Raw genomic sequence first — 24,426 nt, forward strand, 5'->3', positions numbered from 1 at the left:
AGGGTGGTCAGTTTACTCCGGAACTGGTGGTCAATTTGCACTGGAATTGGGTGGTCAATTTGACCGGTTTTTCCACTCTTACTAACAATTGTATTGCACAGTTGTGCAAAACCAGGTGATCTACTTGAACCAGATTCAGGAACTGAATTGTTAGGTGATTTTATTGTTCCTGCTGGCTTTGATTGGAAAACCACTCAAACTTTAAACGTATCTGTAGTTTTACCGAATGATGGAGATATCCAACCATTAATTATAACTAACAGTTCAGGTACGAAAAGATATTTCCAAGGATATCCAGATGATGGATCAAGAACAGTAAATACTATAATCACTATCCCTTCATACATAAATGAACTGAAGTTAATTTACAATGGCGCTAATGGCGCAACTATTGATTTAGTCAGTAACGTTTCGATGTCGTATAATTTTAATACAGTAAATAAATTTGCAAATAAATCAGCAAGTAAAAGTGCTGTTTCTGCAATTGCTCTTGGATCAATTACAAACTTTACGCTTTATTCAGTTTCAGGTGCGGTATCAAATGTAGGTGTTTCAAATATTACAGGTGATGTTGGAACAAATTTGGGCGCCATAACAGGTTTTGGCACTCCGTCAACTCTAAATGGGATTATTCAAAATGCTAACACTGTTACTTCACAAGCAACCTTAGATTTAAAAGATATTGTTGCTCAAATAGGCAAGACAGTAACTACAAATTCGGCTCATGTTCCAGTTTTTGGTTCTGAAACACTTACTCCAGGAGTTTATGCTATAGGAGGAGCAGCATCAGTAGCGGGTACTCTTACCTTAGATGGTCAAGGAGATAGCAATGCCCAATTTATCTTTAAAATTGGAGGAGCATTTACAACCGCTGCTAGTGCAAAAGTGGTACTGATTAATGGTGCTTCATCAGAGAATGTGTTTTGGTTAGCAACAGGTGCATGTGCGATGGCTGCTTCAACTAGTATTAGTGGAAATATAATTGCTAATCCTGGAGCGGTTTCTATGGGTGCTGGTGGTGAACTAAACGGGAGAATGCTATCTCTTGCGGGAGCTGTTAGTTTGCTTAATTGCCGTACTTTAATTCCGCTTCCTTCATATAGCGGAACCTTAGCTTATGAAGATTTATGGCCTGCTAAAGGAGATTATGACTTTAACGATCTAGTTGTTGATTATGATTTTAATATCGTCAAGAATAATCAAGAGGTAGTACAGAGTATAACTGCTACATTCGTAATTGAAGCATACGGAGCTTCTGCACACAATGGATTTGGATTTACATTGCCAACAGTTGATCCTAACGATGTGGTTTCTGTAAGTGGGTATGATGTTAAAAACAATACCGTTTTTAGTATCGCAAGCAACGGACTCGAAAATGGTCAAAGTGAGCCTACGATAATTGTTTTTGATGATGCTTACCGAGTAATGCCAACAGCAACAGGAGGTACTGGTGCGAATACACAATTAGCTTATGGTTACACTGAACCTGTAACTATTGTTGTAACTATTATTCTAGCTAATAATGCTTTAACATTTAGCGAATTGAACATCGGGTCTTTTAATCCATTTATGATTGTGGGCACTTCAGTAAACGGTGCGCCAGGATCTAGAGGTAAGGAAGTGCATTTAGCAAATTACAAACCTTCAGATTTGTTTGACACCAGTTATTTTGGACAATCTAACGACGATTCCTCTCCGGCTAACGAACGCTATTTTGTAACCGGTGATAATTTGCCGTCGGCGATTAATATTGCTGAAAAATTTGATTGGGTAATTGAATATCAAAACATAACTGGAGCTTACAATCAGTTTAAAGATTGGGCACAAAGTAGCGGAGTTACCTATGACGACTGGTACACAAGTGAAATAAGTTACAGAAAGAGCAGCTTGATTTACCCAACCAACGTTGAAAATTAAATTAGTTATATTTTATCATTAGTCATCTGCAATGAACGAATAGTTTTCTCTTGTAAATCTCTTGATTTAGCTAAGTGTTTAGTCCTGAAAAAATGATAGAGAATTAATGTAAAATAAAAGTACAATTATCAAACAGTAGTAGGCAAAATTTTACTGCTGTTTTTTGTTTTATAAGCTATCATTTTAATTGTGGAGATGCATTTGATTCGGAGGTGATAAGAGAACCAGATGTTCTCTTCGTCAATCGCCATTTTGTATAAAGCCCTTGGCTCAGTGCGTTCCTTTAGCGCCAAATTTCGTTTTACAACAATTACTTAAAGAAATACCGTGATAGGTTGTTATGGGGATTTGTCTCCCATTTTCGATTGCGGTAAATTGGATAGATTTGAGGTCTTTATTTTTTCTTTTCTTCATCAACAATTAGTTTCAGCGAATTGATATAATCTGTATCAAATTCGATCACTCTTATTTTGTTTGGCTTAAAACTCATTTCGCCTTCAAATTCACCTTCAGATCCCAAAAAGTCGATTACCACTTCTTCCTCATCCATTTCTATGAGTTTACCCAGATAAACAGCTTTATCAGATTTTGTTGCAATTTGGAAAATTTCATATTTACTTGCTAAAAAATAGATAATTGCAGCTATATCGGTAAGCGGAATTATTTCGGCGGCACTTGTTTTTAATCCTTTCAGTTTAATTACTCTTTCGGTAAATTCATGATCTTTATCTTGGATAATCGCCTTTACATTTTTGTTCCTCAATATCGTATAACCATCAATTATAAAATCGACAGGATTATTTTTAATTAAGATCCAATCTTCAGTCCAATCAATAAGAAAACCGCTAAAAATTTCTTTTTTGTCGTCAAATTCTATTGTGATTAATTGTCGTAAGTACTTGTCCATTCTGTTTTTTTTAATTTTCGAAAGCGGCTTGCTAGTATTATTCAATTTCTAAATCGTCACTATAAAAGCTGCTCGCAAACTTTTACTTATTTATTTTAAAGGTAAATGTAAGGATTTAATAGATTTGTTTTAGTATCAATGGGTATGTGTACGAAGACGGGAGGTTTCGTATATTCTTACCATTATAGAGTAATCATCGAAACGCCAATTTTTTCTCCTTGTTTGACGGAAGTTTCATAACCTTTTAAAGTATTAATCAATAGATCGTCATCGATGCGAATTTTATTTTTTTCAAACAGCAGTACTACCGTAGATCCCCCGAATTTGAAATATCCTTTCTCGTCTCCTTTATTAACAAAGTTTCCAGAATAGGTTTGTATCATACTTCCCACCATAGTTGCGCCTACTTCGGCCATGATAACATTTCCAAACACAGGGTTTGTAACGGTCGTATACTCCCTTTTGTTGAGGCAGAATATTTCTGTCATTTTGCGCAAAGCAAGTGGGTTAACTGAATAATAATCTCCGTCAATCTTGGTGTTGGATGATACACTTCCGCTAAGGGGAAAATGGTAACGGTGGTAATCGGCAGGGGCAAGCCGGATGATCACTAAGCTGCCATCCATATATTTTTTAGCAAGTTCGGCATTATTTAAAAATGATAAAATATCAAAGCGGTATCCCTTGATAATAAAATCGCTGTTGCTAATATCTGCATAAGCCAATATTTTTCCATCGGCAGGGGACGCTGTAATAGCTGCGTTAGTATCCACCGGTCTGGCATTATTCTTTAGTTTTCGGGTAAAGAAATCGTTGAAAGAGTGGAACTCCTGTTTTTGAAAGACGTTCCTATCGATATCAAATTCTTCAATAAAGGGTTGTATTTTTTTAGTCGATGAAGGACGATCCATCATATTGCCATAAATAGACGACACGAATTTTCTTTTCACCAGAGTCCACAATGTTGCTTCGCCAACTGGATTATTATAAAGCCAAACCAACCACTTTTCGGCAGCCACTTTTTCTGTTTTTAACACCCCAGTTTCCCTGTCGTAATATTTTATGGGAGCTTGTGGCGGCAACGGATAAAAAGCCAGTATGACAATGATGGCCAGCAATAAGAAAATGATGCCCCAGCTTTTTTTAGTTTTTGTAATTTTCATGTTTGTCTTTCCTTTTTATTTCTTGTCTTTAATGTAGCAAAAATTTTACTGTCATTATTTCGTTCTCTTTTTTCCTCGGTTTGTATATATTCGTTGCAAATGCTTGACGTAAAGATAGCGCAGATTTTTAATCCGTGTCCGTAAAGAGGGTCAAGTATTTAATTGTGATCTAAATCTAGAAGTACAGTTTTTAATTTTTTTTGTGGCTAATTGTTGAGGATAGGTATATCTACGCGATCGGGAAAGTAGAATAGTAGAACCGCTTTTTAGCGGGTTGGAATGGGCACAGAATACAATTCTGCGCTAACTGTTGAGATATATCTGCGCGACCTGGGGTATTATATACTATTGTGTTCACGAGTGGGGAATACTGCGCGGTCGGGCTAAATACCTTTGCTAACTTATGTGATGAATACTGCGTGATCGAGATTGAATTCTGCGTTAGCTGTTCTCAACTTTTTCTTTTTCGAAAAATTAATACTACTACAATTAGTAATATTATTATTCCTGAAAGTAAATATATTATTAATTTCTGCGATTTTATTTTTTCTTCAAAAGAGTTCTTCACTAAACCAACTTGATAAGAAGTGTTGTTTTCAAATTTGATTGTATTAACACCGCTTCTGTTAGATTTATAGATTTGGAATATTTTTTCAAGCTCTTGCATTTCGCTGCTTTCTATGTTTTTAAGTGTATTTGTCCTCGAACAGATTGAACATGCTAAAGTTTGACTGTCTGTTTTTGCATATATTAAGTATTCTGTTCCAAGTTCAAACATAAAATCGCAGCTAGCTTCATCTTGACTTAAAATAGTTCTGAATTTTTTATCTTTATAAAAATTTTGTTTGAATGATTTGAGAATTTCGACAGTATAAGAGTGAATTTTAATACCATGATTTCCGTAGAGTAAAGTGTCAATTTTAACTATTTTACCAATAAAGACTTCATTTGCCTTTTCCCAATTTACCTTTACAGATGGTCTTTCTGTACACGAACAAGAGTAGCTTTTTTGAGTTGCAAAAAATATAATTATAAAAATAAAGATTTTTCTCATGTAGTAAATTTGCTGTTCGGTTTTTGTATTTTTTAGGATGAGAATTTTTTTAATTCTTATTTAATCCAATTTTAATATAGTCAGTTTCCATTTTCATATCAAGAAAGAGGATGTTATCTCTATATAGGAATGGTATTTCATATTTTTTACCTTCATCATCAATAAAAACGATTTTTTTATTTACTTGATCAAATCTGAATTGGCCATTAATTTCACCAATCATTGGTTGAGTCAGAGTGTAGTTTCCATTGCTCTCAAAATTATAACTAATTGGAAATATTAGTATTTCTGACATTTTACGAAAATTTTCAGCTTCACCTTTTCGGGAAGCATCTTTATATGAAATTGAATCGGTTGTTTTGTTGAAATAGCAAATTTCATCCTCATAAGAGACGACTTTCCAACTCCCAACTAGCTCTTGGGAATTGACTTTTAAACTCACTATTAAGATGACGAATAGAATTTTTTTCATTCTAATATTAACTATTTGTTATTTTACTCAAATATAAACAACTTCCTTCATTATAACACAAAACGTTTTTAGCCCAGATAGAAGTGGAAATCCTTTTTTATTCGCTTTTTAGCGGGAAAAAAGATTGTAGCGAATAGCTGGATCTAGCTCCAAAAAAACACATCTCCGCGACCTAGTTTTAAATTTCAATCAGAACGCCATTCTTTAATAAGTATTTTATAATTTTGCAGCTTGATTTCGGGAGTGAAACGCCGTTATCTCTTTTACTTCGTGCGCAATGAGCAAATTTAAATTTTTGGTTTTACCAAAAACAAAAATGCTCATTACAAATGATGCCTAACTACAATGATTAAGAAGGAAGATTATGAAATGAGCATGAACTAAAATTTGTCGCAAGCACAAATGAAGATATGCGAATTCCATATTCCAATAAAAAACAAATATTATCTACGTATGAAAAAGAAAGTTGAAATTCTTGCACCTGCAAAAAACTTGGTTCAAGGAATAGCTGCTATAAATGCTGGTGCAGATGCTGTGTATATTGGAGCGCCATTGTTTGGAGCACGAACGAATGCAACGAATTCCGTGGAAGATATTGCCGAATTGGTGAAATACGCCCATTTGTTTAAGGCTCAGGTTTTTGTCGTTATCAATACCATTTTGTACGATAAAGAACTGGAAGCATGTAGAAAATTGATTCATGAGTTATATGATATAAAGGTGGATGCGCTTATAGTACAAGACATGGCAATTATGGAAATGGATTTGCCTCCGATAGTGATTCACGCCAGTACACAAGCAAATAACCGCGATCCTAAGCATGTGAAATTCTTGAAAGATGCAGGAATGCAACGTGTGGTTTTGGCGAGAGAATTGAATTTAGACCAAATTAGAGATATTGCTGCAGAAACAGATGTCGAGTTGGAGTTTTTTGTTTCGGGAGCATTATGTGTTTCTTTTAGCGGAAATTGCTATATGAGTATCGCTGGTGGAGAGCGAAGTGCTAACCGTGGTTCTTGTGCACAAAACTGTCGTCTTCCATACAATTTAACGGATGGAAATGGAACGACCTTGCTTACCGAAAGCCATTTGTTATCGATTAAAGATTTAGACTTGAGCGATCAAATACCTAATTTGATTGAAGCGGGAATTTGTTCGTTTAAAATTGAAGGCCGATTGAAAGACATCGTTTATGTAAAAAATAACACCTCGTTTTTAAGAAAGAAATTAGATTCTTTTCTGGAAAATAATGATACGTTCCAAAAAGCGTCTTCGGGAAGAACGTTCTATAATTTTGTGCCAGAAATGGACAGAAGTTTTAATAGAGGGTACACCGATTATTTCGTGAACAAACGTACAGAAAAAATAGGAAACTGGGATAGCCCAAAATCACAAGGACAGTTGATCGGTGCGATAACCGAAATTAAAGCCAATGGCTATGTGATTGAGAATCATGAACTATTAAACAATGGTGATGGTTTGTATTTTATCAATGAAGCGGGTGTGGCTGATGGGGTACAAATTAATATTATTGTAAATGATATTGTGGTGCCTAATACGTTTAAAAACATCGCAGTAGGAACGGTTATTTATCGAAATTCAGATGCGGAGTTCAACCGAATTGTAGAGAAAGAAAATAGTGCTGTTAGAAAAATAGGCGTTACGCTTCATTTTACCGAAACCGCTGATGGTTTTCAATTGCGTGCGATTGATGAAGACGGTCACGAGAGTATTGCCACTTTGGAAACCGAAAAAGAGGCTGCCAAAAGTGAAGAATCTGTGATTCCAAATATTAAAAGAAACCTTTCTAAAACAGGAAATACTCCGTTTATAGTGGATGACATCGAAGTGGAGTTTACTAACAATTGGTTTTTGCCTATTTCTAAAGTAAACGAAGTAAGAAGAACTGTTTTAGAACAGTTAATTGATATTAGAATCAATGAGTATCATAGAGAAGAATTTCAAATCACGAAAACTGATCATCCTTATCCAACAGAGAAATTAGATTTCACCTTTAATGTTTCGAATAAGCTGGCGAGAGCCTTCTATAAAAGACATGGTGTAACTGAGATTGAAAAAGCATTTGAATTGCAATGGGATCCAGGAAAAGCGCGTGTAATGACCACTAAATATTGTGTGAAGTATGAATTAGGGAAATGCGCCCGTTTTCAAAGAGCAACCATGGGTGAAAAAGTAGTGGAACCCTTGACTTTAAAACATGGAGAAAACGAATACAAATTGAAATTTAACTGCAAACCGTGTGAAATGGAGATTTGGGAAAAAGATGCCGAATTAGAATTTATAGATGAAGACGAGCAACTGGATTATGTAAAGAAAAGATAAGTTTAAAAGTATTAAGTATAAAGAAAGCTACAGCAGAGATGTTGTGGCTTTTTTGGTTTTTAATAGCTACGAATTTAAAAAAAAATAAGCTTTGTGTAGTATTAAACGGCCACTAATTCACTGATTATTTTTTATGATGTTGTAAAGATGGGGTATGTGTTTTGTATCGAAAATCAGTATAGTTTTTATTTTAGAAAAGAATAAATCTGCGAATCTGCGGTGGTTTTAAGTGGCCACTAATTCACTTATTATTTTTTTATGATGTTGTAGATGGGGTATGCGTTTTGTATCAAAAATCAGTATAGTTTTGATTTTAGAAAAGAATAAATCTGCGAATCTGCGGCGGTATTAAATGGTCACTAATTCACTTATTATTTTTTATGATGTTGTAAAGATGGGGTATGCGTTTTGTATCGAAAATCAGTATAGTTTTGATTTTAGAAAAGAATAAATCTGCGAATCTGCGGCGGTATTAAATGGTCACTAATTCACTGATTATTTTTTATGATGGTGTAAAGATGGGGTATGTATTTTGTATCGAAAATCAGTATAGTTTTGATTTTAGAAAAGAATAAATCTGCGAATCTGCGGTGGTTTTAAGTGGCCACTAATTCACTTATTATTATTTGATGAAGAGTTAAAAACGGTGATGTAAATCTTTGTTTGAATTTTTGCAGGAATCCAAGGTTTAAAGTAATTTGTGGACAATTTTTTATTCTAAATTTAGTAATGCGAATAAACCCGCCTAGATTTCTAGAATCGTAATTTCGGCATTGTTTAAATCTTTTGTGAGGTACAATTGGCAGGAAAGACGTGTAGATTCATCTATGTAGCCTAAACGCTCTAATGTGGTAGGCTCGTTCCGTTCCTTAATTAAGGAGTCGCCTGTGATTACTTTTGCAGTGACAAGACAGGTTGCACATCGTCCCACGCCGCCACACTCACCAAAACTTTCTAATAGGAATTCTTCCTTTAGCAAAAACATCAAATTAGGATATGCGCCGTGATGTGTACTCACCTGATGTATGGTGTCATTTTCTATTACCGTGAATCGTATGGGAGCTTGGTTAGAATTCAAAATAAGTGGACTTTAAACAAAAAACGTCCCGATGGATCGGGACGTTTTCGTGAAGTTTATTGTATTAGCAATACTCGTTGTATGCGTCTTGTAAGTTCTCAGCAATTAATTCAGCTGGGCGACCTTCAATGTGGTGACGTTCTAGCATGTGTACTAATTCTCCGTTTTTGAACAAAGCCATAGCTGGCGATGATGGAGGAAAAGGGAACATGTGTTGTCTTGCAGCATCAACAGCATCTTTATCAACTCCTGCAAAAACAGTAATTAAATGATCTGGTTTTTTTGCTCCTTCTAAACTCATTTTAGCTCCCGGACGCGCATTTCTAGCAGCACAACCACATACAGAGTTTACTACAACTAGCGTAGTACCTTCTAATTTCATTGCGTTTTCAACTGCTTCTGCACTATGTAAATCTTGAAAACCTGCTGCTGTTAATTCAGCTTGCATTGGGTTTACCATTTCTTGTGGATACATATCGTTATATTTTAAATATTAATTTTGAATGAGCAAAGTTACGAAGTTTAAAAAGAACTCTATAAGATGAACTATAAAGTTTTGTTATTGTTTGATAGTTATTGATTTTGCTAGAATAGATAACGAACGCACCTAACCAATGCACTAATAAAAGGCATTTTTGGACACTTTAAAATCACTTTTATATCTTCGTAAAAAGAGGTCTCTTCATCTAAGAATTTAAAAATAAGCGCCGGACGCCCTTTTTTGAACATAGACGAGAAAATGCTTGCGCCAAGTTCGTTATGTCTATCTAGAATATCGAGCAGCAGCAAATCGTAAAACCAGAACTTCGTTTTGGTATGAAATTTTTTGAAGTCGGATTCTCTTTGTAAAAATGAAACAAGCTTGGTTGATTTTTTGTCCGAGCTTTTAAAGGTATAGCCTGTACTAGCTTTCGTCCATCCACCGGCAGTACCGATGTTTAATACCCGTTGGGTGTTTTTTTTCCAAAAGGGATAGCAGGTCATCGGGATACTTCCTTGTTCTTTTTCGATTATTTCGTATTCTGTAACTTCGAGGTTTTTTAGGTATTTTTTAATTTCGTTTTCATATTCTTCTTTTGCTAAAAGCGTATGCGAAAACAAAGTATATTCTAGTAAAGCTTCGGTTGTAGAAGTAGGCAAAACATACATAAAACGGGTATTGCCCTTTTGCTCCACAGAGAAATCCATGAAAGTAGCTTGCTCCGGATTAAAAGCGGCTTCTTTGCTTTTTATAAACCAACCTATAAAGTGCTGTTGTAAAACGGGATATTTAGTTTGGCTTCCGGCTTCTATTTTTCGATAAATGCTATTGAAAACTTTATCAGTCGTGAAACTTTCAGATGCTGTAGCAACGTAAACGTGTGTTTTAAGTTCGTTAATATCCGTTACTTCCTCATTAAAAAAAGTGATATTTTTTTGTTTCGAAATTAAATCAAATACTTGATTGTAGAAATCCAGTCCTTTTACTTGGTTGTATTTATAAGGCTTTAGTTCTAAATCCCGACTAAAGTCAGCATTAGCAAATAAAGCCAAGTCCCATTTTTTAGAAATAGAAGCTTCCCAAATTGATTTATCCTCTTGCCAGAAACACCAGGTTCTATCATTGGTTTTCTTACTGTCGGCGTCAATTAGTAAAATAGACTTATCTATGAATTTTCCAGATAAAATCATTTTGTATGTGGTCATCAATGCCGCTAAACCCGAGCCTGTAAAAATGTAATCGTAGTGTTTCATAAAGTGAAAAGGAAATTGCTCTCAAAAATAAGAATTACTTGCGAAGCTAATCCGTTTTAATTAAAAAATCTAACTCCTACAAATACTGTTCTTGGCAAAGAGGGTCCGTAAACAAAATTACTATCACGATTTTTACCAGAATCAAAATTAGATTGATACTGGTTGAACATGTTTTTTAGTCCGCCATAAATTTCAAAATTCATATTGTATTTTTCGCTCGGAATTGTATATGCGATTTTACTATTCACTTCAGAAAAGGTGGGTGTATTTAAAAACTCATCTGTTGTTTGATTTTCTGCTCCGGCAAAGTGAGCGATTTTCATTGTTCCGGTAAATACATAATTTAGATTCAATTTTAATCGATCCGTTGCAGTCATAGTAAGATTTGCAAATCCATAAGTATTAGGAGTTCTTAGGAAATCTTTAGTTGGAGCAACGCCTTCTATATAATTCACCTCGTTTTCATAAGTACTGGTTTGAAAAGTAAAACCCGACTCTAATTGTATTTTTTGATTGTAATTAGCGCGTAATTCTAGAGTTACCCCTTGAACTGTTGCTCCGTCGCCATTTTGTTTTTCGAAAACCTGACCAAATTCATCTTGACCGATATTTTCTAATACAAAAGCATCATTTAGGTGGGTATAAAAACCTTCCAACGTAAATCCTCCAATGAATTTTTCGGTTGCCTTGTCATAATTGATCGAAGCGCTCCAGCTTTTAGAACGTTCTTCAATTAAATTTGGATCATAAATAACTCTTGAAACACCACCACCCGCAAAGGCAATATGTAAATCAGTATCAAATGCTTGGGGAGCACGAAAACCAGTACCGTAACTTAATCGGAATTGTGTGTTTTTGCGAAATTTATACAACAACGCTAACCTTGGACTAAAAACTACCTTATCTACTAAATTATGAACATCCATACGAACACCCGAAAGTAAATCTATGCTTGGTGTGATTTCCCAGTCACTTTGTATGAAAGAACCAAAATCTTTGGTGTGTTGATCTACTAAATAATTGTACGAGCTTATTTCATCAAAAACTTTATCAGAAATATACTCTGATCCTACAGTGAAAGTATTAGTACCGTTCAAAAATTCATCTAATTTATAATTGAATTGTAAGCCCCCTTGAATTGTTTCAGTGGTCGAAATACCGTAAGGTGGATTTATTAAATGATTTTCTACTTCGGTTGGATCGTCAGGAAAGATACCGGTATAATGCTTTCTATCTGTGTTTTGCCATGCTGCGTAAGTTATCAATGAAGATTTTCCGTCGTTAAAATTAATTTGGTAATCTAAACTTCCCAACCATATTTTGTGCTTACGTTCTTCGGATTGTTGCGTTAAATAGGCCGGCTTATCTACCATTTCACCACCAAATCGGTATTCGTTTAGATTACTTAAACTAATTTCAATTTTCTGATCTTTGGTAGGTTTAAAAAATATATTCGCCCCTAAAGAGTTATTCTCAATCATTGGGATTTCCGAAAAGTTATCGGCATTTTGATCATAATATCCGCGTTCTCTATGAGTCATAAAAAGGGAGATTCCTGCATTTCTATCGTCAGAAACAAAAGAGGCATTACCGTTCACCAAGTAGTCATTAGATTGACCATCCATATTTTGATAAAAAGTATTCAGTTCGAATGAGTCTTTTTGAGGGATTTTAGTGATCACATTCACTGTACCACCAATGGCGCTGGAACCGTATAGTGAGGAGCCACCACCACGAACAACTTCAATTCGGTCAATCATATTTACAGGTAATTGCTCAAGTCCATATAATCCCATTAACGGACTAAAAATAGGTCTGCCGTTAATAAGGATTTGGGAATATCCACCAGCTAATCCATTCATTCTAAGTTGTTGGTAGTTGCAAGTTTGGCAATCAGTTTCAACACGAAGACCAGGCTGAAATTTCAACCCTTCGGATAAGTTACAAACTTGTAAATTATTTAATGTTTTACTGTCCAGAACATTCACAACGACGGGACTATTTGTTTTTCGTTTGAATGTTTTTGTTCCCGTTATTACTACTTCTTGCAAGTCATTTTGAAAATTAGTTAAATCAAAATTGACAACTTGCATTTGATTGTCTTTGATTTCAATCTTCTTTTTCACCGTTTGAAAACTGATGCCGCTTAACTGAACTTCATAAGTTCCCGCATTTAAATTGGTAAAAATAAATTTACCATTAACATCGGTTTTAGTGCTTTTTGCACCTGGATTTAATAAAACCTTTGTATTAGGAACAACTTCATTTTTTGAAAATACGCTACCAATGATTTTACCTTCTTGTGCATTTAGTAGTACTGTGATAGATAAAAAGAGTAAAGTAATTATTTTTTTCATTTAGGTTTAAATTAATTTTTAGACAAATCTAAAAATTATATGTGATAAAACAAAAAAATACAATTATATTTGTCTCAAATAGTTATACGATGGGTAAATCATTAGAAGAGGTAAACGAGTCCGTTTCAACTCAGAATAAAAAATCAGTTTTCCGTAAAATATTAGCATTTTTTGGTCCTGCCTACTTAATAAGTGTTGGATATATGGACCCGGGAAACTGGGCAACGGATCTTGCCGGAGGGAGTCAATTTGGTTATTCCTTACTTTGGGTTTTATTAATGAGTAATATCATGGCGCTTCTTTTACAAAGTTTAAGTGCGCGATTAGGCATAGTAACCCAGCGCGATTTAGCACAAGCTTCACGCGAAACCTATTCCCCTTTTATCAATTACATCCTTTATTTCTTGGCAGAGATTGCCATCGCAGCCTGTGACCTTGCTGAGGTTTTAGGAATGGCGATTGGTATTAATTTATTGTTTGATATTCCGCTGATAGAAGGAGTAATGATTACGGTTCTGGATACGTTTTTATTGTTGTTTTTAATAAATAAAGGGATTCGAAAAATGGAAGCCTTCATTATTGCTTTAGTACTGGTAATTGGGGTTTCTTTTATTTTCGAAATGATTTTTGCACAGCCAGAAATGGATAAAGTACTATTAGGTTTAATCCCGACAATGCCTAATGAAACTGCGCTATACATTGCCATTGGTATTATTGGAGCTACGGTGATGCCTCACAATTTATATTTACACTCATCATTAGTACAAACCCGAAAGTTTGACCGTTCTAAAGAAGGAATTAAACAAGCTTTGAAATACAATTTCATCGATTCTACAATTGCCTTAAACCTTGCTTTTTTTGTCAACGCCGCTATTTTAATTTTGGCAGCAGCCACATTTTATAAAGTTGGTATGCATAATGTTGCCGAAATTCAAGATGCTCACAAATTTTTACAACCGCTTTTAGGGACTAAATGGGCGCCTATACTATTTGCTGTGGCTTTGATTGCTGCAGGACAGAGTTCGACAGTTACAGGAACTTTAGCCGGACAAATTATCATGGAAGGCTATTTGAATTTAAGAATCCAACCTTGGGTACGTAGAATTATTACACGATTAATTGCCATCATCCCAGCTGTAATTGTAATTACTATTTTTGGGGAAGGCGTAACTGGAAAACTGTTGATTTTTAGTCAAGTGATTTTGAGTTTACAATTGGGATTTGCGATTATTCCGCTGATTCACTTTGTGAGTGATAAATCAAAAATGAAAGGATTTCACATAGGTAAATGGACGCAAATGGCTTCCTGGACTGTGGCTTCGATTATTGTAATCTTAAATGGAAAATTAGTTTTAGATGAAATCACCGGTTGGTTAGAAACTTCTGAGAACCCAATTGTGCTTTGGCTTACCGTAGTTCCATTGGCTTTTGCTTTCTTAATTTTATTATTATATATTGTAATCAAACCTTTTATTTCTAAGTCAAAAGTAAATTTCCATAATCATTCACCACACAATTTAAAGCTTCGATTTTCTAAATCTGAAGCTTATGATAAAAGGAATATTGCTGTTACCGTCGATTTCTCAAGTGCTGATGAGGTTGCTTTGAACAGCGCCTTTGAACTTGGAGGAAAACAAGCTAATTACACTTTAATTCATATTGTAGAAACCGTGGGAGCGTTGATTTACGGTGAGAATATTGATGATCACGAAACATCGGTCGACGAAAAACTACTGAATGAATACAAAGAAATGCTTTCTGAAAGAGGTTTTAAAGTGGATATTCAGTTAGGCTTTGGAAAACCAAATAAAGTAATCCCAACAATCATAAATGAAGGTGCTTTTGATATTTTGGTGATGGGAACACACGGCCACACTGGTTTCAAGGATTTGATTTTTGGAACAACCGTAGATAAATTAAGACATAAAATTACGATTCCGTTATTGATTGTGAAAGATTAAATTCTTTAATTAATTTGCTATTATTCTCAGGAGCTATTTCCTGCTCCTGAAACATTGGGAGGCTATCTCTATTAAATAAAAAACAACACGGATTTTCGCTTTGATTGCAGCTAGGATATCTACAATCAAAAATCGTTAATCATCAATCAAAAACTCAATGACTTTTTCAGAAGAAAATTACCTCAAGGCCATATACCATCTTACTGTAGTTTCAAATACGGATGTGAGTACTAATGCAATTGCCGAAATGATGGAGACCAAAGCTTCCTCAGTGACGGACATGATCAAAAAGTTAGCAGAGAAAGACTTGGTTAATTATAAAAAATACCAAGGGGTTTCCTTAACGGATGCAGGGAAGCTTGCGGCTAAAATGATTGTTAGAAAACACCGCCTTTGGGAAGTTTTCTTAGTAGAGAAATTAGATTTTTCTTGGGATGAGGTACATGATATCGCAGAACAATTAGAACACATCAAGTCAGAAAAGCTGATTAACAAACTAGATGACTTTCTAGGTAATCCTACCGAAGATCCTCATGGTGATCCAATTCCTAATGCACAAGGACAAATTTTAAAAGTGGATAAACAATTACTTTCAGAACTGCTTGTTAGTAAAAGCGGAATATGTGTGGGAGTTAAAGATACTTCATCTGAATTTCTAAAATATTTAGATAAGCAAGAAATTGCTTTGGGATCAAAAATTGAAATCATGGGTAAAGAGAGTTTTGATTTGTCCTTAAGAATAAAGGTAGACGGGAAGAATTTAACGATTTCGAACAAAATAGCAAGCAATCTGTTTGTAAAGGTAAATTAGGATTCTAAGACTATTTTTTGTGCATAAATATTAAATAAAAATCATGAAATACAAAATTACTTTCGTCGTTTTATTGTCAAGTAGTTTAGGTAATTCTCAATTGATAGTACCAAAAGCGGTAACTCAACAAATGAGTGCTGGATCATAGCCTGCGGGATTACATTTTTTATACCTAATGTCTCTGAAGATAATGTTGAAGACGCCAGTAAAGAGGTTACAAAGCCTTTTAAAGGTGAGGATACAAAAATCAGAAGGGTAGTGAATTTTATTTAGATAACGCTGCAATTGACAAAATTAGCACTAGTACAATAGGTATTGATCAGGTTATCGCTAAAACTGACAGCGGTTACAATTACACTGTTTTTTTTAATATGGGTGGTTTGTTTCTAGATAATGGATATAGTGCTGAGAAATTTCAATATGCCTATGATATTGTGAAAAGCATTGCTGTCAAAGCATCTGAAATGCACATGGATGGCGTTTTAGAATCAGAAAATAAAGTACTAGAGAGTTTAAAAAAGAAAAAGAAAAAGAAAAAGAGAAGTTAGCTGAAGGTTGTGAAAAATTAGAGAAAGAAATCAAAAAAGCGAAGGACTTAATAAAATATAGCGAAGATGAAATTCAACACAATATAAAGTGATGAAAAGTAAAACTGATGAAATCGAGGCGCAGGGGCAGAAATTAATTATGTTGCAAAACGTTAAAAAGAGGATTAATTAATTAGTAATATTTTAGTAATAAAAAACGCAAAGTGGTATTGAACTGCTTTGCGTTTTTTTGTTAGTTATTAAAGTTGATTTTACTAATGGCAGCCACAATCATCGGTCCCGCAATTACTAGCCGATTTTTTCTTCTTAAAAAAGTATTTTTTAATGAGAAATCCAACAGCTAAAGCTAGAATTGTAAAGGCTATTATTTCTTGAAGCATAATCTTTTATTTTAAAATTTGATAGGCAATTAGCGCTACGATATAAGCAAATCCACTCATGAAAATAAGTTGACCTACGGGCCATTTCCAAGAGTTAGTTTCCTTTTTTGTTATGGCAAGTGTGCTGGCACATTGTAATGCAAAAGCATAAAACAATAACAATGATATTCCAGAGGCAAAATTGAATACTTTCTCGCCAGTTTCTGGATTTATTTCAGCAGCCATTTTATTTTTGATAGTATCTTCATTGTCGCTACCACCTACACTATAAATTGTTGCAAGTGTTCCCACAAAAACTTCTCTAGCGGCAAAAGAACTAATAACCGCAATTCCTATTTTCCAGTCGTATCCTAAAGGAGAAATCGCGGGTTCAATGCTTTTTCCCATAATCCCGATGTACGAATTCTCTAATTTATAAGAAGACACTTTACTCTCTAATTCTAATGGAGTTAAAGAGGTGTTTTCCGCTTTTGACTGAATTATTTCTTCGGCATTATTGAATTTTTTTCCTGGTCCGTAAGAAGCTAAAAACCACAAAACAATAGAGATTGCCAGGATAATCTTTCCAGCACCATAAACGAAGGCTTTTGTTTTTTCGATCACGTTAATCGCCACGTTTTTAAACATGGGCAATTTGTAATTAGGCATTTCGACCACGAAGAAAGTTTTTCCTTTTATTTTCATTACTTTATTCAAAGCATAAGCTGAGAATATTGCCATTCCGAAGCCTAAAAGATACAAAAGCATCAACGTTAAGCCTTGAAGATTAAATATCCCTAAAACATGCGTGTCTGGAATAACAAGTGCGATAATAATGGCATAAACAGGTAATCTAGCAGAGCACGTAGTAAACGGAGTTACTAGAATTGTAATTAATCGTTCTTTCCAATTTTCTATGTTTCTAGTCGCCATAATTGCAGGAATAGCACAGGCGGTTCCAGAAATTAAAGGCACAACGCTTTTACCAGATAAACCAAATTTTCGCATGATTTTATCCATCAAGAAAACTACACGACTCATATAGCCACTTTCTTCTAGGATCGATATGAAAAGAAATAAAAAGGCAATTTGAGGGATGAAAATTAATATTCCGCCAATACCAGGAATGATACCTTGAGATATTAAATTTGTCAAAACTCCTGCGGGTAGTGATTCACTAGCTAAGGCGCTTAAAGATGCAAAAGAACTGTCTATAAATTCCATTGGAATTTTTGACCACTCAAAAATCGATTGGAAAATGACAAACAAAATAAGAAAGAAAATTGCATAACCCCAAACCTTATGTGTTAACACGCGGTCTAGTTTACTTCTAAAATCTTTTGCGACTGTAGCATCTATTTTTAAACTTTCTTTTAAAACGTCATTAATAAATTGGTAGCGCTTGATGGTTTCTTTTTGCTGTAAACGTTTTAAATCAGAATGAGATTTAGTAAAAGAATTTTGAATCTCTTTACGTTCTAAATTTAAGAAGTTTACATCTTGGGTAATTACCAACCATAATTTGTAAATTAATTGGTTAGGAAATGCTTTGCGTAAGCTATCAAAATATTCGGGATCAATTACGGAGGCATTCAGGCAAGGTTCGCTTGAAATGGTTTTGTAAGTGATTATTAATTTTTTTAATTCGTTTATTCCAAAACCTTTCCGAGAACTCACCAAGGCAATTTTTGTCTTTAAATGTTCTTCTAGGTAGGGAATGTCTAAAGTAATCCCTTTATGTTCCATTCTGTCAGCCATATTAATGACAAGAATAGTTGGAATTTCAAGGTCTTTTATTTGGGTAAAGAGTAATAAATTTCGTTTTAGATTTTCTACATCTGTCACTACAAGGGCAACATCAGGATAGAGTTTGTCGTTTTTATTTAAAAGTAATTCGATTACTACGTTTTCATCAATAGAACTAGCATTAAGACTATAAGTTCCGGGTAAGTCTAAGATATTTGCTTTAACATTATTGGGTAATTTGCAAAAACCTATTTTTTTTTCAACCGTAATCCCAGGATAATTTCCTACTTGCTGGTTTAATCCTGTAAGTTGATTAAAAACGGAGGTTTTACCCACATTAGGATTTCCTATTAATGCTACATTGATATTTTGATTAATCATTTTATAATTGGATTTTGATTAATTCAACTTCAATTTCTGCGGCTGTTTCCACACGAATGGCCAAGTGAGAACCATTTATATCTAAATATAGGGGATCGCCAAAAGGTGCAATTTGAAGCAGTTCAACCGTATTACCAGGTAAACATCCCATCTCAAGTAATTTCAAAGGAATGACATCAATATCAAAATCTTTGATAATTGCCTTTTCTCCTTTTTTAAGTGAATTTATTGTAGTTCGCAAGACTTATTTAGATTGAATTAATATTGCAAAAATACATATTATAATACTAAATCATATGATAATTATCACTTTTGTAACGTCTGTTGAATATATTAAGAGTATGAATAACTGGTAAAGGCCTAGTGTCTAAAAAGTAAAAATTATTTTTTAGCTTATTACTCGTTGCTTAAAAAATTAATGTCGGTAATTAATTTTTCGATGTCCTCTTTTTTTGTGCCATCATAAAAACCACGTACCCTTCTTTTAGCATCTACAAGAACAAAGTTTTCGGTATGAACCATATCGTATAGTTCGCTTGGTTTTCCTAATTTGACAGCCAAATAAGATTTTCTGGCCATGGTGTAAATCTCTTTTTTATCGCCAGTAACTAGATTCCATTTTTTATCATCAACGCCATACTTTATCGCATATGCTTTTAAAACAGGAACACTGTCAACTTCTGGAAACACGGTATGAGAAAGCAACATCACTTTTGGGTTGTTTTTGATAGCTTTTTGGACTTCAAATAAATTAGCCGTCATTTTTGGACAAATCGAACCACAAGTCGTAAAGAAAAAATCAGCGACATATATTTTGCCTTCGTAGTCTTTTTGAGTAATCGTTTTTCCATTTTGATTGGTAAACGAGAAATCAGCAATGGTGTGGTACTTACTAATATATTGCACGGTACTGTCTACTAATTCAGGATTTACATCAGACGGATTGTAGATAGGTAAGGTTTTGCTAGGCTTTAATGCGCCGTAAAACAAGTATAAAGTAATGGCTGAGAAGACTATGAAAATACCAATAAAAATTCGGTATTTCTTGAAAATAGATTTCATAAAAAAAATAATTTATGCAAAAATACAAAAAAGGCAGCTTTCAAACGTAAATTTATGCAATTGTAATTTTAATATGATATTAAACATTTTTATATTTTTTATTAATAGCTTTGTAATATTAACTAACTCAATTAAAAAAATGAAAATAAAACTGAATAAGGGACTTCTTTTAGTGATTCCTGCAATAATTGGATTTGCTGAGGCGCAAGCTCAAAAAGTTACGTCAGTCAAAGAACCGGGAATTAATACCACGTTCTTTGATAATAAAGTTAAGCCCGCAGATGACTTTTTCCGCTTCGTAAATGGAACTTGGCTTGATAAAACCGAAATTCCTAGTGACAGAACTTCTTGGGGAAGTTTTAATGAACTACTTAAAAAAACTGATAAAGATGCGTTGGCAATTTTAAAAGATGCTTCTAAAAATCCAAAATATAAATCAAATACGGATCAAGGAAAAGCAATAAACCTTTTCAATTCAATTTTAGATACTGTAGCAAGAGACAAACAGGATATAATTCCGTTACTACCTTATCTCGCCAAAATTGATAATGTTAGGAACATTCAAGATTTACAGAAGTTGCTAATTGAAATGGAACCTATCGGAGGTATTGGCTTTTTCGGAGTTGGAGTAGGTGCTGATGACAAGAACAGTGCTAAAAATTCATTGAGTATTGGTGTTGCGAGATTAGGTTTGGCAGATAAAGATTATTATTCATCAGAAGAAAAAGACACCAAAGAAAAAAGAGAGAAGTACGGGCAACATGTAAGTAGAATGCTACAATTTATAGGTGAAGCTCCAGAGCAAGCTAAAGTAAGTGCAGCCAAGGTTCTAGCTTTAGAAACAGAGATGTCTAATCCCCGTTTGGATAGAGTAGAGCGCAGAGACGGTAGATTGCAATACAATCCTATGACTATTGCAGAATTGCAGAAAATGACACCCGCGATTAATTGGAAAGAATACTTTACTGGTATTGGCTTTACAAAGCTAGACAGCGTAATTGTTTCACAACCTAAGTATATGAAAGCCTTGCAAACTATTTTCACAGAAAATAATGTGGCTGCTTGGAAAGAATACATGAAGTGGAACTTACTGAATAATTCAACGGGATTATTATCTACAAAAATCGAAGAAGCTAACTTTGATTTCTACGGAAAAACGTTGACAGGGGCAATCAAACAAAGACCTCGTGAAGAGCGTGCGTTGCAAACTGTTAATGGAACTGTAGGTGAAGCTTTAGGGAAACTGTATGTTGAGAAAATGTTTCCTGCTGAAGCAAAAGAAAAAGCAGAGAAAATGATTCGTAATATTATTTTGGCGTACCAAAATAGAATCAATAATTTAACTTGGATGTCAGCAGAGACAAAAGTGAAAGCGATTGAAAAATTGAATAAGATTAGCATTAAAATTGGATATCCAGATAAATGGAAAGATTATTCTAAATTAGAAATTAAAAGTATTGCAGACGGTGGAAGCTATTTTGAAAACATGAAGAGTCTTTCTCGTTGGAATTTCCAAAAAGATATCGACAAGTTAGACAAAGCAGTTGATAAAACAGAATGGTATATGTCGCCACAAACGGTAAATGCCTATTACAATCCATCTTATAACGAAATTGTATTTCCAGCAGCGATATTACAGCCACCTTTTTACAATTACCAAGCTGATGAGGCGGTGAATTACGGAGGAATTGGAGCTGTAATAGGTCATGAAATTTCTCATGGTTTTGATGATTCAGGTGCTCGTTACAATGCCGATGGTAATTTAGTAGACTGGTGGACTGCCGATGATTTAACACAGTTTACAGCTCTGGGTACTGCGCTTTCTAATCAATACAGTGCGTTGGAACCACTTCCAGGTGTTCATGTTGATGGAAAATTTACTTTAGGTGAAAATATTGGAGATTTAGGAGGAGTAAATGCCGCTTATGATGGTTTGCAATTGTATCTAAAAGACAATAAAAATCCAGGTCTTATTGACGGATTCACACCAGAGCAACGTTTCTTTATTGCTTGGACTACAGTTTGGAGAACTAAATCTCGTGATGAAGCGATTAAAAATCAGGTAAAAACAGATCCACATTCTCCAGGAATGTACCGTGCGTATGTTCCAGTTCAAAATGTAGATGCTTTTTATAAGGCCTTCAATATTAAAAAAGGAGATGGTATGTATATCGAACCTGAAAAAAGAGTTAAGATTTGGTAGTCGTTAAACTATTATAGATAAGAAGTCCCAAGTGAAAGCTAGGGATTTCTTATTTTAAAAAAGCACACGTCAACAAATGTTAAAGTTATTCTAATTGAAAATTACTTTTATATATTTATAAATTATTTCTATTACTATTTCAAATAGTAGGAATAAGCAATACGAAATCAACTAATTAACTAAAAAAAATGAAAAAAAACAGCAATAGGTCGTTACTTTTTGTGATTCCTGCACTTTTAGGACTTACGGTGACACAGGCACAAACAGCTTCAACGGCGAAAGAGCCTGGTATTAATGTCAATTATATGGACAAGGCGGTAAAGCCCAGTAATAACTTTTTCCGTTATGTAAATGGTACTTGGTTAGATAATACTGAAATTCCATCTGACAGAACGCGTTGGGGAAGTTTTGACGAACTAAGACAAAGGACAGATGCTGATGCTTTGGCAATACTAAAAGAAGCTGCAACAAACCCAAAATACAAATCAGATACTGATCAAGGGAAGGCTATCAATTTGTATAAAACAATATTAGATACTGTAGGGCGCAATAAATTAGGGATAACTCCATTAAAGCCCTACTTGAAGAAAATTGATGCCGTTAAAAATACTAAGGATTTAGAAGCCTTATTAATCGAAATGGAACCTTTGGGAGGAATTGGTTTCTTTGGTGCTAATATTGGTGCCGATGCTAAAAACAGCAATAGGAATGTAATTAGTGTGGGGCCTGGTGGTGTCGGTTTACCAGATAGAGATTATTATGTTTCTGAAGATGCTGACTCCAAAGAAAAAAGAGAAAAATACGTGCTGCACGTTGCAAAAATGCTTGGGTTCCTTGGTGAAAAACCAGCCGAAGCTAAAGCACATGCAGAACAAATTCTAGCGCTTGAAATCGAAATGTCAAAACCTAGATTTGACCGTGTAGAAAGAAGAGACAGAAGGAAGTCGTATAACCCGATGACAATTGCCGATTTACAAAAGTTGACTCCATCAATTAACTGGAACACGTATTTTACAAAAATAGGCTTGAAAAATGTAGATTCTTTAATCGTTTCACAACCGAAATACATGACTGCTTTTGAGTCCATTTTGAAGGAAAACAAAGTGAACGACTGGAAAGCCTATATGCGCTGGTCATTGTTAAACAGAGCGTCAAGTCAATTAACAACTGCGATTGAAAATGCAAATTTTGAGTTTTACGGAAAAACATTAACAGGTGCTGTAAAGCAAAGACCTAGTGATGAACGCGCACTGCAAGTAATCAATGGTAGAATAGGGGAAGCTTTAGGAAAGTTATATGTAGAGAAAAAGTTTCCAGCTGAAGCCAAAGCCAAAGCAGAGAAGATGATCAAGAACATCTTTGTCGCTTTTGAAAACCGAATTAATAATTTGACATGGATGTCTCCTGAGACTAAGGTGAGTGCAGTTGAAAAATTACACAAATCAAAAATTAAAATTGGATATCCTGATAAATGGAAAGATTATTCTAAGCTTGTTATTAAAAGCCCAGAAGAGGGGGGTACTTATTTTGACAATGCAAAAAGTATGGCTAAATGGTCATTCGAAGAAGATTTAGTCGACTTGAACAAACCTGTTGATAAAACAAGATGGGGAATGTCACCACAAACCGTGAATGCCTATTACAATCCGTCGTACAATGAGATTGTATTTCCAGCAGCTATCTTGCAACCGCCTTTTTATAACTACCAAGCTGATGAAGCGGTAAATTATGGTGGAATTGGAGGAGTTATCGGACACGAAATTTCTCATGGCTTTGATGATTCAGGATCAAGATACAACGCTGATGGAAATTTAGTTGACTGGTGGACTGCTGAAGATTCAAAACAATTTGCAGCTTTAACAACGGCTCTTGCAGATCAATACAGCGCATTAGAACCGTTGCCAGGAACTTTTGTTGATGGTAAGTTTACTTTGGGAGAAAACATTGGTGATTTAGGAGGTGTAAGTGCCGCTTATGATGGATTACAATTGTACTTGAAAGAAAATGGAAATCCAGGGTTAATTGATGGGTACACGCCAGAACAACGTTTCTTTATTTCTTGGTCAACTATATGGCGTACTAAATCTCGTGATGAGGCTATAAAAAACCAAGTAAAAACAGATCCACATTCTCCGGGTATTTACCGTTCTTATGTACCGTTGCAAAACATTGATTATTTCTATAAAGCATTTAATATTCAGCCGAATGACGGAATGTTCATCGCTCCAGAAAAAAGAGTTAGAATCTGGTAGAAAAAAATAATTTATATCAAAAGAAATCCCAAGTTAGCGCTTGGGATTTTTTGTTTATATTACTTTGGCGAAAGCCGA

The 24,426-nt window shown here is 34.6% G+C and carries 19 protein-coding genes; 7 read left to right on the forward strand and 12 right to left on the reverse strand.

From position 1 onward, the window contains the following. Positions 1–93: 93 nt before the first annotated feature. Positions 94–1,917 carry an LruC domain-containing protein gene (locus tag QO200_RS10915; protein WP_371539761.1) on the forward strand — a complete coding sequence of 608 codons (1,824 nt, stop codon included), beginning with the start codon at positions 94–96 and terminating at the stop codon, positions 1,915–1,917. Positions 1,918–2,311: 394 nt separating this feature from the next. Here QO200_RS10915 and QO200_RS10920 read toward each other — a convergent pair whose 3' ends face one another. The 4 genes from QO200_RS10920 to QO200_RS10935 form a co-directional block, all read right to left on the reverse strand. Next, positions 2,312–2,824 carry a hypothetical protein gene (locus QO200_RS10920; protein ID WP_371539763.1) on the reverse strand — a complete coding sequence of 171 codons (513 nt, stop codon included), beginning with the start codon at positions 2,822–2,824 and terminating at the stop codon, positions 2,312–2,314. Between the two features lie 182 nt (positions 2,825–3,006). Beyond that, entirely contained in the window at positions 3,007–3,987 is a 981-nt protein-coding gene (locus QO200_RS10925; protein WP_371539765.1) for a phosphatidylserine decarboxylase, read from the reverse strand. 451 nt (positions 3,988–4,438) lie between these two features. After that, entirely contained in the window at positions 4,439–5,041 is a 603-nt protein-coding gene (locus tag QO200_RS10930; RefSeq protein WP_371539768.1) for a hypothetical protein, read from the reverse strand. Positions 5,042–5,090: 49 nt separating this feature from the next. After that, positions 5,091–5,513, reverse strand: a complete 423-nt coding sequence (locus QO200_RS10935; protein WP_371539770.1) for a hypothetical protein — start codon at positions 5,511–5,513, stop codon at positions 5,091–5,093. Positions 5,514–5,966: 453 nt separating this feature from the next. On the opposite strand from QO200_RS10935, the gene QO200_RS10940 reads away from it, so the two are divergent. Further along, positions 5,967–7,856 carry a U32 family peptidase gene (locus QO200_RS10940; protein WP_371539772.1) on the forward strand — a complete coding sequence of 630 codons (1,890 nt, stop codon included), beginning with the start codon at positions 5,967–5,969 and terminating at the stop codon, positions 7,854–7,856. Positions 7,857–8,601: 745 nt separating this feature from the next. Here the strand turns inward: QO200_RS10940 and QO200_RS10945 are convergent. From QO200_RS10945 to QO200_RS10960, 4 genes are all read right to left on the reverse strand, one after another. Further along, positions 8,602–8,934, reverse strand: coding sequence for a hypothetical protein (locus QO200_RS10945; RefSeq protein WP_371539775.1), 333 nt, complete (start codon positions 8,932–8,934; stop codon positions 8,602–8,604). A gap of 64 nt (positions 8,935–8,998) precedes the next feature. Then, a complete protein-coding gene (locus tag QO200_RS10950) occupies positions 8,999–9,409 on the reverse strand; it encodes a BrxA/BrxB family bacilliredoxin (RefSeq protein WP_074720125.1) in 411 nt (136 codons plus the stop codon). Positions 9,410–9,519: 110 nt separating this feature from the next. Continuing rightward, positions 9,520–10,668, reverse strand: a complete 1,149-nt coding sequence (locus tag QO200_RS10955) for a lycopene cyclase family protein (RefSeq protein WP_371539776.1) — start codon at positions 10,666–10,668, stop codon at positions 9,520–9,522. 56 nt (positions 10,669–10,724) lie between these two features. Beyond that, on the reverse strand, positions 10,725–13,025 hold the full coding sequence (locus QO200_RS10960; protein WP_371539779.1) for a TonB-dependent receptor domain-containing protein: 2,301 nt from the start codon (positions 13,023–13,025) through the stop codon (positions 10,725–10,727). Between the two features lie 89 nt (positions 13,026–13,114). Between QO200_RS10960 and QO200_RS10965 the strand changes: the two genes are divergently transcribed. The 3 genes from QO200_RS10965 (at position 13,115) to QO200_RS10975 (ending at position 16,345) form a co-directional block, all read left to right on the forward strand. Then, a complete protein-coding gene (locus QO200_RS10965; RefSeq protein WP_371539781.1) occupies positions 13,115–14,986 on the forward strand; it encodes an Nramp family divalent metal transporter in 1,872 nt (623 codons plus the stop codon). 157 nt (positions 14,987–15,143) lie between these two features. After that, on the forward strand, positions 15,144–15,797 hold the full coding sequence (locus QO200_RS10970; protein ID WP_371539783.1) for a metal-dependent transcriptional regulator: 654 nt from the start codon (positions 15,144–15,146) through the stop codon (positions 15,795–15,797). Positions 15,798–16,177: 380 nt separating this feature from the next. After that, positions 16,178–16,345: a hypothetical protein gene (locus QO200_RS10975; RefSeq protein ID WP_371539785.1), complete on the forward strand. Its 168-nt coding sequence runs from the start codon at positions 16,178–16,180 to the stop codon at positions 16,343–16,345. Positions 16,346–16,599: 254 nt separating this feature from the next. On the opposite strand, the gene QO200_RS10980 is transcribed toward QO200_RS10975, so the two are convergent. The 4 genes from QO200_RS10980 to QO200_RS10995 form a co-directional block, all read right to left on the reverse strand. Further along, positions 16,600–16,725 carry a FeoB-associated Cys-rich membrane protein gene (locus QO200_RS10980; RefSeq protein WP_371539787.1) on the reverse strand — a complete coding sequence of 42 codons (126 nt, stop codon included), beginning with the start codon at positions 16,723–16,725 and terminating at the stop codon, positions 16,600–16,602. Positions 16,726–16,731: 6 nt separating this feature from the next. Beyond that, positions 16,732–18,831, reverse strand: a complete 2,100-nt coding sequence (gene feoB / locus QO200_RS10985) for a ferrous iron transport protein B (RefSeq protein WP_371539790.1) — start codon at positions 18,829–18,831, stop codon at positions 16,732–16,734. 1 nt (position 18,832) lies between these two features. Beyond that, positions 18,833–19,072, reverse strand: a complete 240-nt coding sequence (locus QO200_RS10990) for a FeoA family protein (RefSeq protein WP_026707881.1) — start codon at positions 19,070–19,072, stop codon at positions 18,833–18,835. Between the two features lie 155 nt (positions 19,073–19,227). Then, entirely contained in the window at positions 19,228–19,893 is a 666-nt protein-coding gene (locus QO200_RS10995) for an SCO family protein (RefSeq protein ID WP_371539794.1), read from the reverse strand. Positions 19,894–20,032: 139 nt separating this feature from the next. Here QO200_RS10995 and QO200_RS11000 point away from each other — a divergent pair, with 139 nt between their 5' ends. After that, a complete protein-coding gene (locus QO200_RS11000; RefSeq protein WP_371539796.1) occupies positions 20,033–22,096 on the forward strand; it encodes a M13 family metallopeptidase in 2,064 nt (687 codons plus the stop codon). Between the two features lie 188 nt (positions 22,097–22,284). Next, on the forward strand, positions 22,285–24,348 hold the full coding sequence (locus QO200_RS11005; protein ID WP_371539798.1) for a M13 family metallopeptidase: 2,064 nt from the start codon (positions 22,285–22,287) through the stop codon (positions 24,346–24,348). Positions 24,349–24,426: the final 78 nt, after the last annotated feature.

The organism is Flavobacterium sp. Arc3 (genome assembly GCF_041431375.1).
GTDB lineage: Bacteria > Bacteroidota > Bacteroidia > Flavobacteriales > Flavobacteriaceae > Flavobacterium.